This window comes from Xenophilus arseniciresistens (assembly GCF_028023875.1).
Taxonomy (GTDB): domain Bacteria; phylum Pseudomonadota; class Gammaproteobacteria; order Burkholderiales; family Burkholderiaceae_C; genus Xenophilus; species Xenophilus arseniciresistens.
Genome location: NZ_JAQIPB010000001.1, coordinates 812637 through 827251, shown reverse-complemented (window position 1 = coordinate 827251; position 14615 = coordinate 812637). Strand labels below are relative to the sequence as shown.

14 protein-coding genes are annotated in these 14615 nt (G+C 71.1%); 7 read left to right on the top strand and 7 right to left on the bottom strand.

The window, feature by feature from the left end; genetic code table 11:
* Nucleotides 1-22: 22 nt before the first annotated feature.
* From PGB34_RS03640 to PGB34_RS03615, 6 genes are all read right to left on the bottom strand, one after another.
* Nucleotides 23-1738, bottom strand: a complete 1716-nt coding sequence (locus PGB34_RS03640; RefSeq protein WP_271426702.1) for a tannase/feruloyl esterase family alpha/beta hydrolase — start codon at nt 1736-1738, stop codon at nt 23-25.
* Nucleotides 1735-2724, bottom strand: coding sequence for a Bug family tripartite tricarboxylate transporter substrate binding protein (locus tag PGB34_RS03635; RefSeq protein WP_271426701.1), 990 nt, complete (start codon nt 2722-2724; stop codon nt 1735-1737). The genes PGB34_RS03640 and PGB34_RS03635 overlap by 4 nt, the downstream gene beginning before the upstream one ends.
* Nucleotides 2725-2771: 47 nt before the next feature.
* On the bottom strand, nt 2772-3755 hold the full coding sequence (locus PGB34_RS03630; protein ID WP_271426700.1) for a tripartite tricarboxylate transporter substrate-binding protein: 984 nt from the start codon (nt 3753-3755) through the stop codon (nt 2772-2774).
* Nucleotides 3756-3886: 131 nt separating this feature from the next.
* Nucleotides 3887-4681: an SDR family NAD(P)-dependent oxidoreductase gene (locus PGB34_RS03625; protein ID WP_271426699.1), complete on the bottom strand. Its 795-nt coding sequence runs from the start codon at nt 4679-4681 to the stop codon at nt 3887-3889.
* A 16-nt stretch (nt 4682-4697) separates the two neighbouring features.
* Nucleotides 4698-6620 carry a feruloyl-CoA synthase gene (locus tag PGB34_RS03620; RefSeq protein ID WP_271426698.1) on the bottom strand — a complete coding sequence of 641 codons (1923 nt, stop codon included), beginning with the start codon at nt 6618-6620 and terminating at the stop codon, nt 4698-4700.
* Between the two features lie 23 nt (nt 6621-6643).
* Nucleotides 6644-7417 (bottom strand): crotonase/enoyl-CoA hydratase family protein, encoded by a 774-nt coding sequence (locus PGB34_RS03615; RefSeq protein WP_271426697.1) that lies wholly within the window; start codon nt 7415-7417, stop codon nt 6644-6646.
* 115 nt (nt 7418-7532) lie between these two features.
* Here PGB34_RS03615 and PGB34_RS03610 point away from each other — a divergent pair, with 115 nt between their 5' ends.
* The 7 genes from PGB34_RS03610 to PGB34_RS03580 all read left to right on the top strand — a co-directional run bounded on the left by PGB34_RS03610 (nt 7533) and on the right by PGB34_RS03580 (nt 13374).
* Nucleotides 7533-8417 (top strand): amidohydrolase family protein, encoded by an 885-nt coding sequence (locus PGB34_RS03610; RefSeq protein ID WP_271426696.1) that lies wholly within the window; start codon nt 7533-7535, stop codon nt 8415-8417.
* A gap of 85 nt (nt 8418-8502) precedes the next feature.
* Nucleotides 8503-9291 (top strand): peroxide stress protein YaaA, encoded by a 789-nt coding sequence (gene yaaA, locus PGB34_RS03605; protein ID WP_271426695.1) that lies wholly within the window; start codon nt 8503-8505, stop codon nt 9289-9291.
* A 74-nt stretch (nt 9292-9365) separates the two neighbouring features.
* Nucleotides 9366-10241, top strand: coding sequence for a 2OG-Fe(II) oxygenase (locus tag PGB34_RS03600; RefSeq protein ID WP_271426694.1), 876 nt, complete (start codon nt 9366-9368; stop codon nt 10239-10241).
* Nucleotides 10242-10246: 5 nt separating this feature from the next.
* A complete protein-coding gene (locus PGB34_RS03595) occupies nt 10247-11149 on the top strand; it encodes an alpha/beta hydrolase (protein ID WP_271426693.1) in 903 nt (300 codons plus the stop codon).
* On the top strand, nt 11146-12084 hold the full coding sequence (locus PGB34_RS03590; RefSeq protein ID WP_271426692.1) for an NADPH-dependent 7-cyano-7-deazaguanine reductase: 939 nt from the start codon (nt 11146-11148) through the stop codon (nt 12082-12084). Before PGB34_RS03595 ends, PGB34_RS03590 begins: the two co-directional genes overlap by 4 nt.
* Before the next feature lie 187 nt (nt 12085-12271).
* Nucleotides 12272-12646: a response regulator gene (locus tag PGB34_RS03585; protein ID WP_271426897.1), complete on the top strand. Its 375-nt coding sequence runs from the start codon at nt 12272-12274 to the stop codon at nt 12644-12646.
* A complete protein-coding gene (locus PGB34_RS03580) occupies nt 12643-13374 on the top strand; it encodes a hypothetical protein (protein ID WP_271426691.1) in 732 nt (243 codons plus the stop codon). Before PGB34_RS03585 ends, PGB34_RS03580 begins: the two co-directional genes overlap by 4 nt.
* A gap of 6 nt (nt 13375-13380) precedes the next feature.
* Here the strand turns inward: PGB34_RS03580 and PGB34_RS03575 are convergent, their stop codons facing one another.
* Nucleotides 13381-14571 carry a DNA topoisomerase IB gene (locus tag PGB34_RS03575; RefSeq protein ID WP_271426690.1) on the bottom strand — a complete coding sequence of 397 codons (1191 nt, stop codon included), beginning with the start codon at nt 14569-14571 and terminating at the stop codon, nt 13381-13383.
* Nucleotides 14572-14615 lie beyond the last annotated feature (44 nt).

Genomic DNA, 14615 nt, shown 5'->3' with positions numbered 1-14615 from the left:
AGGAAGGCGGAGGAAGGAACGGTCAGGACGGGCTGCAGGCAAAGCTGGCCGCCAGCTCCGGGTCGCCGCCACGATAGCGCGCCACGGCGGGCCAGGCGCACAGCGGTCGGCTGCGCGTGGGCGACCAGTCGGCCGGCACCTCGGGGTTGGGGCTGGCCGTGCCCGCGCCGCGCGCGCGGGCCGGCACGGCTTGGGGGGCCACGCCGCGCTCCACCCAGTCGACCAGTGGCGTCAGCAGATCGAACTGGTCGGTGGCCGGGCCGCCGCGGCAATGGTTCATGGCCGGCACGGGGAAGTAGCGCGCAAAGCTGGCCGCGCGGCCCTGGTGGGCGCTGTCCAGCTGCGTCCACCAGCGGGCCGTGTCGTCGGAGGAGAACACGCCGTCGGCCGTGCCGTGGTAGACGATCATGCGCGCGCCGCGCTGGCGCAGGGGCTGCAGGTCGCCGGCCGGGGGCAGCATGAAGTCCAGGGCCGATTCGGTGTACAGGCCCGCCGTGGCGCCGATGCTGGGCGCGTCGCGGTCCATGTCGAAGCCCAGTGCAAAGTCCAGCCCTTGCGGGCGCTCATGCATCGGCGGCGTCGCGAAGATGAAGGCCACGGCCGCCGCGTCGCGCGTGGCCGGGGCGGCGAACTTCCAGCTTCGCCAGTCCTGGCCGGTGATGCCCGGGTCGAAGGGAAAACTGCTGTAGACCGGCTGGCCGCGGCTGTTGCGCGCACCCGCGAAGACGCGCGCCAGCGCCTCCTTCTGTGCCGGCGCCAGGCAGGCGCTGCCGGCGTTGCTGCCGCTGCTGCTGGCGCCGGGCGTGCAGCCCGGCACGTCGCGCATCAGGTCGAACTGCGCCTGGCAGGCCTTCACGTCGCTCACGATGCCGTCGGCCAGGCCGTCCAGTGCATCGCAGCGCGCACGCACGCCCTGGGCCACCGCCGCCAGTTGCGCGGGCGTGAAGGCGCTCTGCAGCTCGGGCTGGCCCTGCGGCGTGCGCGCCGTGGCCAGCGGGGCCCACTGCTGGGCGCCCCACAGCTGCGCGACGGCCGCGCGCGGCAGGTTGAAGCCGGGGTTGCCGGCCAGCACGCCGTCGTATTCGCCGGGCAGGCGCGCGGCGGCCACCATGGCGTGGCGTCCGCCGTTGGAGCAGCCGCCAATGTACGAACGGTCCGGCCCGCGCCCGTAGGCGCTGGCGATCAGCTGCTTGGCCACGGGCGTGAGCTGGGCCACCGCGCCGTAGCCGTAGTTGATGCGCGCCTGCGGGTCGAGCCCGAAGCGCGGGTTCTGCGCGCCGCTGTGGCCGGCGTCGGAGCTGACGACGGCAAAGCCCTGTTGCAGCGCCGTGTGCGTGGGCGCGCCGCCGCCGATGGCGCCCATGGCCGGCACCACCGCGCCGTCCAGCCCGCCGTTGACCTGGTGGAAGAAGCGCCCGTTCCAGGCCTGCGGCAGGCGCAGCTCGAAGCCGATCGCGTAGCGCTGGCCGTCGACCGGGCTGCTGCGCTCGTGGAGCTGGCCCTGCACCAGGCAGTGCGCGGGCACGGCCGGCGTGGTGCCGGTGGCTGGCGCGGCGGCCACGGCTTGCGTGCGCGTGAGGCGCGTGCCCGCCGGCAGCGCCCCGCGCGCCAGCGCCTCGCACTGCTGCAGCGGGCCGGGGCGGGCTTCGGCCAGCGCGGGTGCCGCGCCCTGCGGCGCGTGGCCGCATGCAGCCAGCGCCAACGCGGCGGCGAGGGCGGTCCAACGGGGGGAGGTCATGACTCAGCGGTGAAGCCGATCTGCTTGACCAGCGGGCCCCAGCGCTCGAACTCGGCTTTCTGGTCGGCCGCCATTTCCTGCGGCGTGCTGCCATGCGCCACCAGGCCGACGAGGGCCAGTGAATCGATCACCGTCTTGTCCTTGAGTGCGGCCGTGATCGCGGCATTGGCGTTGGCCAGCGTGGCAGCCGGCGTCTTGGCCGGCGCGTAGAAGCCGAACCATTCCTCCGAAGTCACGTCGGGGTAGCCCAGCTCGGTGAAGGTGGGCACATCGGGCAGGTAGGGCGAGCGCTTCCTGCCCGAGGTGGCCAGCACGCGCACGCGGCCGCTCTTCATGTACTGCAGGTAGTCGCCGCTGGGGTTCATGGCCGCGGCGATCTGGCCGCCCACCAGGTCGGTGATGCTGGGCACCGTGCCGCGGTAGGGCACATGCTTGAGGTCCACGCCCGAGCGGATGCCCAGCAGCGCACCCAGCAGGTGCGGCATGGAGCCCGCGCCCGGCGAGCCGTAGCTGGCCTGGCCCGGGTTGGCCTTGGCCCAGGCCAGGAAGTCCTTGAGCGTCTTCACCTCGGCCGGCACGGCCGGGCCCACGGCCAGGCCGTGGAACATGATGGCGCCGATGGAGACCTGCGTCACCTCCTCGGGCTTGTAGCTGAGCTTGGGGTAGATGTAGGGATACACCGCGAGCGCGGACACCGGCGCCAGCGTCAGCACGGAGCCGTCCGCCGGCGAGTTCTTGAGCGTTTCCACCGCGATGCGGCCACCCGCGCCGGGCTTGTTCTCGACGAAGCCCGGGTTCTTGCTGTAGGCCGTGCCGCCGATCTTCTCGGCCACGCGGCGGGCCACGCTGTCGCCCGCGCTGCCGGCCGGAAAGCCGTACATGATCTTGACCTGGTCCAGCGCCTGCGCGAGCGCGGACATCGGCGACAGGGCTGCCAGTGCGGCAGCGCTGCCCAGGGTGTGCAGGAAATGGCGGCGTTCGAACATGGTTGTCTCCTAGTGGATGAATGGGATGAGCGGGCTCGGCGCAAGGCTCAGGAATCGGTGGTGAACCCGATCTTGCGAACCAGCGGGCCCCAGCGCTCGTGGTCGGCCTTGAGTTCGGCGGCGGCTTCTTGCGGCGTGCCGCCCTTGACCAGCAGCCCCAGGCTGGCCAGGCTGTCGGCCACGCGCGGGTCGCCCAGAGCGGCATTGATGGCGGCGTTGGCGGCCTGCACGATGTGCGGCGGCGTCTTGGCGGGCATGTAGAAGCCGAACCATTCCTCTACCGTCAGATCGGCAAAGCCCTGCTCGGCGAAGGTGGGCACCTGTGGCAGATGGGGCGAGCGCCGGCTGCCCGAGGTGGCCAGCACGCGCAGCTTGCCGGCCGACAGAAAGGGCAGGTAGTCGCCGCTGGGCGTGACCATGGCGGCGATCTGCCCGCCGACGGTGTCGGTCACGCCCGGCACCGAGCCCCGGTAGGGGACGTGGCGCAGTTCGATCCCGCTGTCGATGCCCAGCAGCGCGCCGATGAAGTGCGGCGTGGAGCCGGCGCCGGGCGAGCCGAAGGCGGCCTTGCTCGGGTTGGCCTTGGCCCAGGCCAGGAAGTCCTTCAGCGTCCTCACGCTGTCCGGCACCAGCGGCCCGACCGCCAGCCCGTGGTGCATGACGGCCGCGCGACCGACCACCTGGAAGTCTTCGTTGCGGTAGCGCTGCACCTTGTAGGTGTACGGGTGGATGGTCATCGCGCCCAGCGGCGCCAGCGCCATCACCGTGCCGTCGGCCGGCGCCGACTTCAGGCTTTCCAGCGCGATGCGACCGGCGGCGCCGGTCTTGTTCTCGATCACCGCCGCCTTGCGCGTGTAGGCCGAGCCGGCCAGCTTTTCGCCGATGCGGCGCGCCACGGCATCGCCCGAACTGCCGGCCGGAAAGCCGTAGTAGATCTGCACCTGGTCCACCGGCAGCCCGGCACCCTGGGCGGCGAAGGCGCGCAGCGGCACGGCGGCATTCCAGGTGGCCGCGCCGGCGGCGCTCAGCATGAGTTGAAGGCAGCGGCGGCGTGCGGGTATCGGCATGAAGGTATCTCCTGACTCAAAGGCCGGGTGCAGGGTGGGATACAGGGCGGGGCAGGGTGGATGGCTGGGTGAATGAAGGATGCGTTCAGGCCTTCTCAGCGCGGCGCCATGCGCAGCGCGCCGTCGAGGCGAATCACCTCGCCGTTGAGGTGGCCGTTGGTCACGATGTGGCAGGCCAGCTCGGCGAATTCCGAAGGCTTGCCCAGGCGCGGGGGGAACGGAATGGCGGCCGCCAGCGATTGCTGCACCGGCTCGGGCAGCTCCAGCAGCAGCGGCGTGGCGAAGATGCCGGGCGCCACCGTGCAGACGCGGATGCCGTGCTGCGCCAGGTCGCGCGCCATCGGCAGCGTCATGCCCGCCAGCCCGGCCTTGGAGGCGCTGTAGGCCTGCTGGCCCACCTGGCCGTCGAAGGCTGCGACGGAGGCGGTGAACACCATCACGCCGCGCCCCTCGCCGTCTTCGCCTGCCAGTGGCGCCAGCTTCGCGCAGCGCGCGGCGAACAGGCGGCTGACGTTGTACGTGCCGATCAGGTTGATGCCGATCACCCGCGCGAAGTCCTCCAGCGGCGCCGCGTTGCCGTCCTTGCCCACGACGCGCTTGGCCGAGCCGATGCCCGCCACGTTCATGAGGATGCGCGCGGGGCCGTGCGCGGCCTCGGCCCCGGCCAGCGCGGCTTCCACGCTGGCGGTGTCGGTGATGTCGCAGGCGAAGGCCACGGCGCAGCCGTCTCCGTGTTCCCTGCCGATGTCGGCCGCCACCTTCGCGGCCAGCTCGGCGTTGCGGTCCAGCACGGCCACCTTGGCGCCCAGGCGGGCCAGTTCGCGCGCGGTGGCCTCGCCCAGGCCCGATGCGCCGCCCGTGACGAGGGCGGCCTGTCCTTGGATCTTCATGGTGTGTGTCTCCGGCTTAGTTCCATTGGGGCTTGAGCGTGAAGGGCAGCCCATCGCCATGCAGCGCCTGCACGAAGGCATCGCGGTGCTTGAGCACGGCGCGCTGGTTGATGGAGCCCTTGTCCGTGACCTCGCCCTTGTCGATGGAAGGGGGCTCGGCCACCAGCACGGCGCGTGCGATGCGGTTGGCGCTGCCCGTGGCGTCGGCCGCCAGGCGGTCGACCACGGTCTGGAAATGCGCCTGCACGGCGGCGCTTTGCAGCACCTCGGCCAGGGGCGTGTGGGCCGGCAGCTGCGCCAGTTCGCGCACGGCCTGGGTCGGGAAGATCAGCGCGCCCACTTCCTTCATGTTCAGGCCCGTGAGCACCACGTCCTGCACATAGGGCGCGCCAAAGGCGGTGACCTTGGCCCGCAGCGGCCCCACGCTCACGAAGGTGCCGGTGGTCAGCTTGAAGTCCTCGGCGATGCGCCCGTCGAAGCGCAGGCCCAGGTGCAGGTTGTCGGGGTCTATCCAGCGCACGGCGTCGCCGGTCAGGAAGAAGCCCTCTTCGTCGAAGGACTCGTGCGTGGCTTCGGGCATGCGCCAGTAGCCGGGCGTGACGTTGGGGCCGCGGTAGCGGATCTCGGTCTTGCCGTCGCTGGGCACCAGCTTCAGCTCCAGGCCCGCGGCAGGCAGGCCCAGCTCGCCGGCCACCATGTCGGGGCGCGTCACGTTCAGCGCGAAGGGCGACGACTCGGTCATGCCCAGGCCGGTGCCCATCACGATGCGCTCGCCCACCTCGGCCTCGGCAATGCGGTAGAGCTTGTCCAGCACGCCCGGCGGCAGCGCGGCGCCGGCGTAGTAGAAGAGCTGGCAGCGCTCCAGCAGCTTGCGGCGCAGCTGCGCGTCCTGCTCCATCGCGTCGGCGATCGCCTCGAAGCCGGTGGGCACGTTGAAGTAGATCGTGGGTCCGATCTCGCGCAGGTTGCGCAGCGTCTCGCCGATGCCTGCGGGCGTGGGCTTGCCCTCGTCGATGTAGAGCGTGCCGCCGTTGTTCAGCACGATGCCGATGTTGTGGTTGCCGCCGAAGGTGTGGTTCCAGGGCAGCCAGTCCACCAGCACCGGGCCGCAGCCATCCTCCAGCCGCGCCGACACCGGCGGCAGGCTGCAGCGCAGCTGCTGCTGGTTGGCGCACCACATGCGATGGGTGTTGATCACCGCCTTGGGGTTCTTGGTCGAGCCCGAGGTGAACAGGAACTTGGTGATGGTGCCGGGGTGCACCTGCGCCATGGCGTCGTCCACGGCGTGCGTGGCGTGCGTGGCCAGCAGCTCGGCCAGCGGCCGGGTGGCGCGGCCTTCCAGCGCGCCGCTGCCCATCACCACCGGCACCTCGGGCGGCACGGTGGCCGCTATGGCGGGGCCAAAGCGCGCGTCGGCCGCGAACACCAGGCCCGGCGTCAGTGTCTGCATCACATGGCGCAGCTTCTCGTAGTCCTTGCTCACCAGCGCATAGGGCGTGGAGACAGGGCAGTGCGGCACGCCGATCAGCAGGCAGCCGAAGGCCACCAGCGCATGGTCCAGGCTGTTCTCGGCCAGGATCGCCACCGGCCGCTCCTCAGAGAGGCCGTATTGCAGCAGGGCCTGCGCGATGGCGCGCGCGCGCGCCAGGAACTGGCTGTAGCTCAGGCGCACCCAGTCGCCGCGGCTGCCGTCGGGCAGGCGCTCGCGCTGGGCCATGAAGGTGCGCTCGGGCGCGATGGCGGCCCAGTGCACCAGCCGGTCATTCATGCGGTGGGCGTAGTGGGGCAGGGCCGTGTCGCACGTGAGGTACTGCACCCCGCCCTGGCCCTCGCGCAGCACGCCGCGCGTCACGCCATAGATCGCGGCAGGGTTCGCTGCGCGGTATTTGGGCAAGGCTGCGCCCCGGCTGCTGTCGGCAGCCTTGTCGGTTTGCGTCATGTCTTCCTCCGGGAGGTGAGGGATCAGTCTCTGGAGACCTTGGCGGCGCGGCCTTCAAGGAAGGCGCGCACGCGCTGCTTGGCATCGGGCGCGTCCTGCGCGATGCCGGCCATCAGGGCTTCAGTGAACAGGCCATGGTCGGCCGGCTGTTCGGCGATGCGCGGCAGCGCGTGCATCAGCGCGTAGTTGGTCAGCGGCGCATTGGTGGCGATGCGGCGGGCCAGCTCGATGGCCTTGGCCAAAGCCTGGCCCTGTGGCACCAGGTACTGCGCAAAGCCGGCGCGCTCGCCTTCCTCGGCCTTGTAGACGCGGCCGGTCATCATCATGTCGGTCATGCGCGCCACGCCGATCAGCTTGGGAATGCGCACCGAGCCGCCGCCGCCCACGAAGATGCCGCGCGAGCCTTCGGGCAGGGCGTAGAAGGTGCTCTCGTCGGCCACGCGGATGTGGCAGGCGCTGGCCAGCTCCAGCCCGCCGCCCACCACCGCGCCATGCAGCGCCGCCACCACGGGCACGGGGCCGAACTGCAGCGCATCGAGCGCCTGGTGCCACATGCGCGAATGCAGCACGCCCTGGCCGGCATTGCGCTCCTTCAGTTCCGACAAATCCAGGCCGGCGCAGAAATGCTCGCCCTCGCCATCGATCACCACGGCGCCCACGCCCTCGGGCAGGTTCTGGAAGCAGTCGCGCAGCGCCAGGATCAGGCCGTCGTTCAGGGCGTTGCGTTTGGCGCCGCGCGCCAGGCGCACGATGGCGATCTCGTCCTGGCGTTCGAAGAAAAGGTCGGGGTGGGTCATGATTGCATCCTGGGAATGCATCGATTATGGTTATGCAAAATAACCAAATCAAGGCAAGATCGGGTTCCTCGATCTCAGTGCTTACCCTAGCCACACCGCTCCTCCGGAGACATCCATGGACTGCTCCCAACTCATCGCCATCGACACCCACACCCACGCCGAGGTCAGCTGCTGGAACCCCTTCGACAGCTACGGCGAGGAGTACGACCGCGCCGCCGACAAGTACTTCAAGAACGCCAAGCGGCCCACGATCCAGGAGAGCATCGACTACTACCGCGAGCGCAAGATCGGCTTCGTGATGTTCGGCGTCGATGCGGAGTCGCAACTGGGCCGCCGGCGCATCCCCAACGAGGAGATCGCCGAGGCCGCGCAGAAGAACTCGGACATCATGATTGCCTTCGCCAGCATCGACCCGCACAAGGGCAAGATGGGCGCGCGCGAGGCGCGCCGGCTGGTGGAGGAGCACGGCGTCAAGGGCTTCAAGTTCCACCCCACCGTGCAGGGCTTCCACCCCTACGACCGCATGGCCTGGCCGATCTACGAGGTGATCGCCGAGCACAAGCTGCCGGCCATCTTCCACACCGGCCACAGCGGCATCGGCTCGGGCATGCGCTGCGGCGGCGGCCTGCGGCTGGAATACAGCAACCCCATGCACCTGGACGACGTGGCCATCGACTTCCCCGACATGCAGATCGTGATGGCGCACCCCAGCTTTCCGTGGCAGGACGAGGCGCTCTCGGTGGCCACGCACAAGCCCAATGTCTGGATCGACCTGTCGGGCTGGAGCCCCAAGTACTTCCCGAAGCAGCTGATCCAGTACGCCAACACCCTGCTCAAGGACCGCGTGCTCTTCGCCAGCGACTGGCCGCTGATTTCGCCCGAGCGCTGGCTCAAGGACTCGGAAGAGGCAGGCTTCAAGCCCGAGGTGATGCCCGGCATCCTCAAGGGCAACGCGATGCGGCTGCTGGGGCTGAAGGACGGCGGCGCGCCGGCTGCCTGAACGCAGTCAGCGGCGGTGCCTTGCCGCGGGCCGAAGCTGCCACACGCGTGCCGGATAATTTCCGGCTGCACCTTCGGTCCCGCGCATGCTCTTTCTCCTGTCTCCCGCCAAATCCCTCGACTACGACACACCGGCCCCCGCCGACCTTGCGGCCACCGCCGCGCATTTCGAGGGCCCGCGCGGCCCGGCGGCCGAGCTGATCGGCCTGCTGCGCCAGCAGTCGCCGCAGCAGGTGGCGGCGCTGATGAAGCTGTCCGACAAGCTGGCCGCCCTGAACGTCGGCCGCTATGCCGCCTGGGCGCCCCGGGGCACGGCCCGCAACGCCAAGCAGGCCGTGCTGGCCTTCGACGGCGATGTCTACGGCGGGTTGGACGCCAAGACCCTGAGCACCGCCGAACTGGACTGGGCCCAGGCCCATGTGGTGATCCTCAGCGGCCTGTACGGCGTGCTGCGGCCCCTGGACCGGCTGCAACCCTATCGCCTGGAAATGGGCACCGCGCTGGCCAACCCGCGCGGCAAGGACCTGTACGCCTTCTGGGGCAGCCGCATCGCCGATTACCTCAACGAGCGCGCGGCCGCGGACCACACGCCCGTGGTGGTCAACCTCGCCTCGCAGGAGTACTTCCGCGCCGTCGATCGCCAGGCCCTGAAGGCGCGGGTGATCGACTGCCAGTTCGAGGACTGGAAGAATGGGCAGTACAAGATCATCAGCTTCTATGCCAAGCGTGCGCGCGGCCTGATGGCCCGCTGGGCCATCCAGCACCAGGCCACCACGCCCCGGCAGCTGGAAGCCTTCGATCTGGAGGGCTATGCGCTGGCGCGCTCCGAATCGTCGCCCGAGCGTCTGCTGTTCAGACGCAAGATGGCCGATTGAGGGAACGCCGCGGCGCTGAAGCGATCCCTGTCTGATTGCCACAGAACCCAAGCACACCGAGGAGCCTTGTCCGCATGCAGCCGATCAGCCCTGAACTGCGCGAGTGGATCGTCGCCCAGCTCGCCGCCGGCCATTCCGTGGCCGCCCTGCGCCAATCCATGCAGGCCGCAGGCTGGCATGACGACGCCACCACGGCTGCCCTGGCCGAGGTGGAGCGCAGCGTGACCAGCCGCACCGGCGACCCGGCCGCCAGCGGTGCCGCCGTGGCCAAAAGCGTGGCCGCCGACGCCAACAAGCCCTTGCCCGGCCCCAGCCTGGAGGGCTCGCCGCTGTACCTGGACGCGGGCGACCGCCGCGTGCAGGTGCTGCAGACCGTGCAGCACCCGCGCGTGGTGGTGTTCGGCAACCTGCTGGACGCGGCCGAATGCGAGGCGCTGATCGAGGCCGCGCGCGCCCGGCTCGCGCGCTCGCGCACCGTGGAAACCAAGACTGGCGGCGAGACGCTCAACGCCGACCGCACCAGCGACGGCATGTTCTTCGAACGCGGCGAAAGCGAGCTGGTGCAGCGCCTGGAGGCGCGCATCGCCAGGCTGCTGAACTGGCCGCTGGACCATGGCGAGGGCCTGCAGATCCTGCGCTACAGCCCCGGCGCCCAGTACCGCCCGCACTACGACTACTTCGACCCGCGCGAACCCGGCACGCCCACCATCCTGCGCCGCGGCGGCCAGCGCGTGGGCACGCTGGTGATGTACCTGCAGGAGCCCGAGGCCGGCGGCGCCACCACCTTTCCTGACATCGGCCTGGAAGTCGCGCCCGTGCGCGGCACGGCCGTGTTCTTCAGCTACGACCGCCCCGACCCTGCCACGCGCACGCTGCATGGCGGCGCCCCCGTCATGGCGGGCGAAAAATGGGTGGCCACCAAGTGGCTGCGCGAGCGCGTCTTCACCTAGCGACCATGAAAGTCCAAGCCAACGGCATCTCCCTTGAAGTGGAAGACAGTGGCGGCAGCGGCCCGGCCGTGCTGCTGGTCATGGGCCTGGGCATGCAGCTGATCGCCTGGCCCGAGGCCTTCGTGCAGGGCCTGGCCGGCGCGGGCTACCGCGTGCTGCGGCATGACAACCGCGACGTCGGCCTGTCGCAGTACTTCGACGAGCTGCCCACGCCCGGCCTGATGTGGCAGGCGCTGCGCCAGAAGATGGGCCTGCCGGTGCGCGCGCCCTATGGCCTCGACGACATGGCCCGCGACGCGCTGGGCCTGCTGGACGCGCTGGGCATCGAGCAGGCCCATGTGATCGGCGCCTCCATGGGCGGCATGATCGCGCAGCGCATGGCCATTGCCGAGCCCACACGCGTGCGCAGCCTGGTCAGCGTCATGAGCTCCAGCGGCGCGCGCGGTCTGCCCGAGGCCCGGCAGGACGTGGGCCTGGCGCTGCTGAGCCGTCCGCCGCGCCAGGGCGGCCAGGCCGCGCTGGTCGAGCATTCGCTGAGCCTGGTGCGTCTGATCGCCAGCCCGGGCTATCCCTTTGACGAAGCCGCCACGCGCGAGCGCCTGGCCGCCGCGCTGGACCGGGCCTACCACCCGGCCGGCCTGGTCCGGCAGATCCTGGCCATCGGCGCCGACACCGGCGTGCGCGACGCGCTGCTGCCGCGCATCAGCAGCCCCACGCTGGTGCTGCACGGCGACGGCGACGTGCTGGTGCCCATCGAATGCGGACGCGACACGGCGCGCCGCATTCCCGGCGCGCGCTTCGAGGCCATCGCCGGCATGGGCCACGACCTGCCGGCCGGCCTGCTGCCGGTGCTGCTTTCGCACATCCTGCCCTTCTTCCAGGCCGTGGACGCCGGGAATCCTCCATGAGCCTGAACCCCAACACCCCCGAACAGTCCCAGCTCGGCCGCGCCTCGGCCTACGTCGACCAGTACGACGCGAGCCTGCTGTTCCCGCTGCCGCGCGCGGCGCAGCGCGTGCCCATGGGCATCGAGGAGGGCCGGCTGCCCTTCTTCGGCGCCGACCTGTGGACCGCCTACGAGCTGTCCTGGCTCAATGCACGGGGCAAGCCGCAGATCGCGCTGGCCCACATCACGGTGCCTTGCGAGTCGCCCAACATCATCGAAAGCAAGTCCTTCAAGCTCTACCTCAACAGCTTCAACAGCACGGTGTTCGCCAGTGCCGATGACGTGCGCGAGCGCTTGAAGACAGACCTTTCCGAGGCCGCCTGGCGCGGCGCACCAAGCCCCCAGGGCCGGGCTTTGCCCGGCCCGCCCCCCGAGGGGGACCAGAAAGCTTGGGGCGGCCCGGCGCTTTCTTACCGACCCAGTTCTGTGGGCGTCAAGCTCGTGCTGCCCGAGCATTTCGGCCAGGAGCGTGTGGCAGAACTGGAAGGCTTCGATCTGGACCGGCTGGACCTGGACTGCACGCACAGCGAGCCCGCGCCCGAGCTGCTGAGCGCGGCCACGCACGAGGCGCCCGTGAGCGAGACGCTCAGCAGCCGGCTGCTCAAGAGCAACTGCCGCGTCACCAGCCAGCCCGACTGGGGCAGCGTGCAGATCCGCTACACCGGCCCGGCCATCGACCAGGCGGGGCTGCTGCGCTACATCGTGAGCTTCAGGCGCCACAACGAGTTCCACGAGCCCTGCTGCGAGCGCATCTTCCAGGACATCTGGCAGCGCTGCCAGCCGACCAAGCTGGCCGTGTACTGCCGCTACACGCGCCGCGGCGGGCTGGACATCAACCCCTTCCGCACCAGCTGGCCGCAGGCGCTGCCGGTGCCGCTGCGCACGGCGCGGCAATAGCACCTCGGGCGGCTGCGGCGCACGCTGTTGCGCTTTGTTTCGCGCCGGTTTCCTACAGGCGTGCGTTCGCTGTCCGACAGATACTGATCCGCTGCGTATCGCGGCGGGCCGTGGCCGCGGCCCGGCCCCCGGCGGGGCGCATCCCGGCCACCCCACCGCTCTCAAGAAAAAAGGTGCTTCCTTGAACGTGCTGATCGTCGACGACAACCAGGCTGCCGCCGAACTTCTGCAGGAGCTGATCGCGCTGCAGGACCATCAGGCGGTCTGTGCGTATACCGCACAGCAGGCGCTGGACCTGGCGGCCCAGCCAGGTGCCCGGTTCTGCCTGGCCTTCATCGACCTCACGCTGCCCGACCAGCCGGGCGCCGAAGTGGCGCGCCAGCTGCGCGCGCAGGCCCAGGCGCAGGGCAGGCCGCTGGTGCTGGTGGCCGTCTCGGGCTACGGCCCCAATGACCCGGCCGGCAGGCAGGCGGCGCCCCATGTGGACCACTTCCTGCAAAAGCCCATCGATTTCGACGCGCTGGACCGCCTGCTGGCGGCCACTGCTGCCGCCACCGCATGAAGGCAGCCCCCAGCGCGCGCAGCTGGATGGCCGCGGGGGTTCGGCATGAACTCCTGATGCGGGCCTTGCCCGCGGTGCGCCACGACCTGGCGGCGCCCCTGTCGCTGATGCGCATGCAGCTGCTGCTGCTGCGCCGCCATGCGCAGGCCGACGCGCCCGCGCCGGCCGAGGCGCTGGCCGCGCGCGTCACGCAGCTGGAGTCGCAGACCAGCGAGATTTCCGACAGCCTGCGCACCCTGCGCCAGTGGGAATGGCCCACCCCCGAAGGCGCCCTGGGCGCCACCGAGCCCACGCGCGCGGAGCTGGTGGCGCAGGCCGTGTCGCTGATGCGCGCGGCCTTCGAACTCAACGGCATCGCGCTGCAGGTGGCCGATGCGCTGAACCCGCTGAGCGGCGCCGCTGCCGACGCCGGCCCGGCCGAGCGCTGGCCCGACCCCGTGGGCCTGCGCTACCTGTTGCTGGGCGCGCTGTGCCACCTGCACGACTGGCATGACGGGCTGGAAGGCGGGGGCAGCATCGAACTCTCGCCGGTGGAAGACTGGGGCGTGCAGCTCAAGGCCCGGTCGGCGGCTGCGGCGCAGGGCCAGCCGGCCGGTGCGCTGGCCCCGCATCGCGCGCCGCGCCACCTGGCCATCGACGCCGTGAGCCTGCAGGCCCTGGCCGATGACCTGGGCCATGAGGTGCAGATCACGCCCGGCATGCTGGTGGTCGATCTGCGCGCGCCCTGAGCGTCTTCAAGCGCGCTTGCGCGGCGCCTTCGCCGCATCTTCCTTCTTCTTTTCCTGTGCAGCCTTCGCGGACGGCGCCTTGCTGCGCTTGATGCGCTGCTGGCGCATGAACTGCAGCAGCCGCGCCTCGGCCGCCAGAAGGCCACGGGGGCGGCGTGGCGTGCTCAGACGCGGCCACAGCGCGGCCAGCGTGGCGGCGTCGTCGGCCATGGATTCGCCCAGCGCCAGCACATCGGGATGCACATAGGCCTTGCGGCACACGGCGGGCGTGTTGCCCAGCTGCCGGGCCACCGCCGTCACGATGGCCAGCGCCGCGCTGCGCGCCGGCAGCGCCTGCGCGTCCCGCGCCGAGGCCTCGCAGGCCAGCCGCGTGAGCTCCAGCGCCAGCACGCTGCCGTGCCAGGTGCGGAAGTCCTTGGCCGTGAATTCGCCGCCCGAGGCTTCGCGCAGGTACTCGTTCACGTCGCCGGCCTGCACGCGGTGCGTCTGGCCCTGCTCGTCCACGTACTGGAACAGCTCCTGGCCCGGCAGCTCCTGGCATTGACGCACCACGCGGGCCACGCGCGGGTCGTCCACCTCGCTTTCGTGCATCACGCCGCCCTTGCCGCGAAAGCGCAGCCGCAGGGTGCTGCCCTGCACCCTGGCATGGCGGTTGCGCAGCGTGCTCAGGCCGAAGGAGCCGTTGTCCTGCGCATAGCTTTCATGGCCCACGCGCAGGCGCGTGGCATCCAGCAGGCGCACCAGCGTGGCCAGCACCAGCGTGCGCGTGGGTGGCGCGGGGCGGCGCGCCGTGGCCGGCGCGAGGTCGCGCTGCACGCGCGCGCGGATGCGCGGCAGCGCACGGCCGAAGGCCTCGATGCGCTCGAACTTCACGGCGTCCTGCGAGGCGCGCCAGGCCGGGTGGTAGCGGTACTGCAGGCGCCCGCGCGCATCGCGGCCCGTGGCCTGCAGGTGGCCGTTGGGCAGGGGGCAGATCCATACCTGCTGGTAGGCCGGTGGAATGGCCAGGGCGCGGATGCGCGCCAGCTCGGCCGCCGCCCGCACGGGGCGCCCGCGCGCGTCGCGGTAGCGGAAGTCGGGCGCCTGTCCCAGGCGCCGCAGGCCCGGCATGCCGGGGTTGACGTAGACCAGCGTGACGGGCTCGGCCGCCTGGGCGGCCAGGGTCGCTGCAGCGGCGGCGCGGGAAGGGGCGGGCATGGGGCAGGGCGAAGCGATGGCGTGCGGGTGGAGGGCGATGCCTG

What these genes read in the sequence shown, in the direction of transcription:
- PGB34_RS03640 (WP_271426702.1), bottom strand. Translation starts at nt 1,738, where the DNA reads ATGACCTCCCCCCGTTGGACCGCCCTCGCCGCCGCGTTGGCGCTGGCT.
- PGB34_RS03635 (WP_271426701.1), bottom strand. Translation starts at nt 2,724, where the DNA reads ATGTTCGAACGCCGCCATTTCCTGCACACCCTGGGCAGCGCTGCCGCA.
- PGB34_RS03630 (WP_271426700.1), bottom strand. Translation starts at nt 3,755, where the DNA reads ATGCTGAGCGCCGCCGGCGCGGCCACCTGGAATGCCGCCGTGCCGCTG.
- PGB34_RS03625 (WP_271426699.1), bottom strand. Translation starts at nt 4,681, where the DNA reads ATGAAGATCCAAGGACAGGCCGCCCTCGTCACGGGCGGCGCATCGGGC.
- PGB34_RS03620 (WP_271426698.1), bottom strand. Translation starts at nt 6,620, where the DNA reads ATGACGCAAACCGACAAGGCTGCCGACAGCAGCCGGGGCGCAGCCTTG.
- PGB34_RS03615 (WP_271426697.1), bottom strand. Translation starts at nt 7,417, where the DNA reads ATGACCCACCCCGACCTTTTCTTCGAACGCCAGGACGAGATCGCCATC.
- PGB34_RS03610 (WP_271426696.1), top strand. Translation starts at nt 7,533, where the DNA reads ATGGACTGCTCCCAACTCATCGCCATCGACACCCACACCCACGCCGAG.
- yaaA (WP_271426695.1), top strand. Translation starts at nt 8,503, where the DNA reads ATGCTCTTTCTCCTGTCTCCCGCCAAATCCCTCGACTACGACACACCG.
- PGB34_RS03600 (WP_271426694.1), top strand. Translation starts at nt 9,366, where the DNA reads ATGCAGCCGATCAGCCCTGAACTGCGCGAGTGGATCGTCGCCCAGCTC.
- PGB34_RS03595 (WP_271426693.1), top strand. Translation starts at nt 10,247, where the DNA reads ATGAAAGTCCAAGCCAACGGCATCTCCCTTGAAGTGGAAGACAGTGGC.
- PGB34_RS03590 (WP_271426692.1), top strand. Translation starts at nt 11,146, where the DNA reads ATGAGCCTGAACCCCAACACCCCCGAACAGTCCCAGCTCGGCCGCGCC.
- PGB34_RS03580 (WP_271426691.1), top strand. Translation starts at nt 12,643, where the DNA reads ATGAAGGCAGCCCCCAGCGCGCGCAGCTGGATGGCCGCGGGGGTTCGG.
- PGB34_RS03575 (WP_271426690.1), bottom strand. Translation starts at nt 14,571, where the DNA reads ATGCCCGCCCCTTCCCGCGCCGCCGCTGCAGCGACCCTGGCCGCCCAG.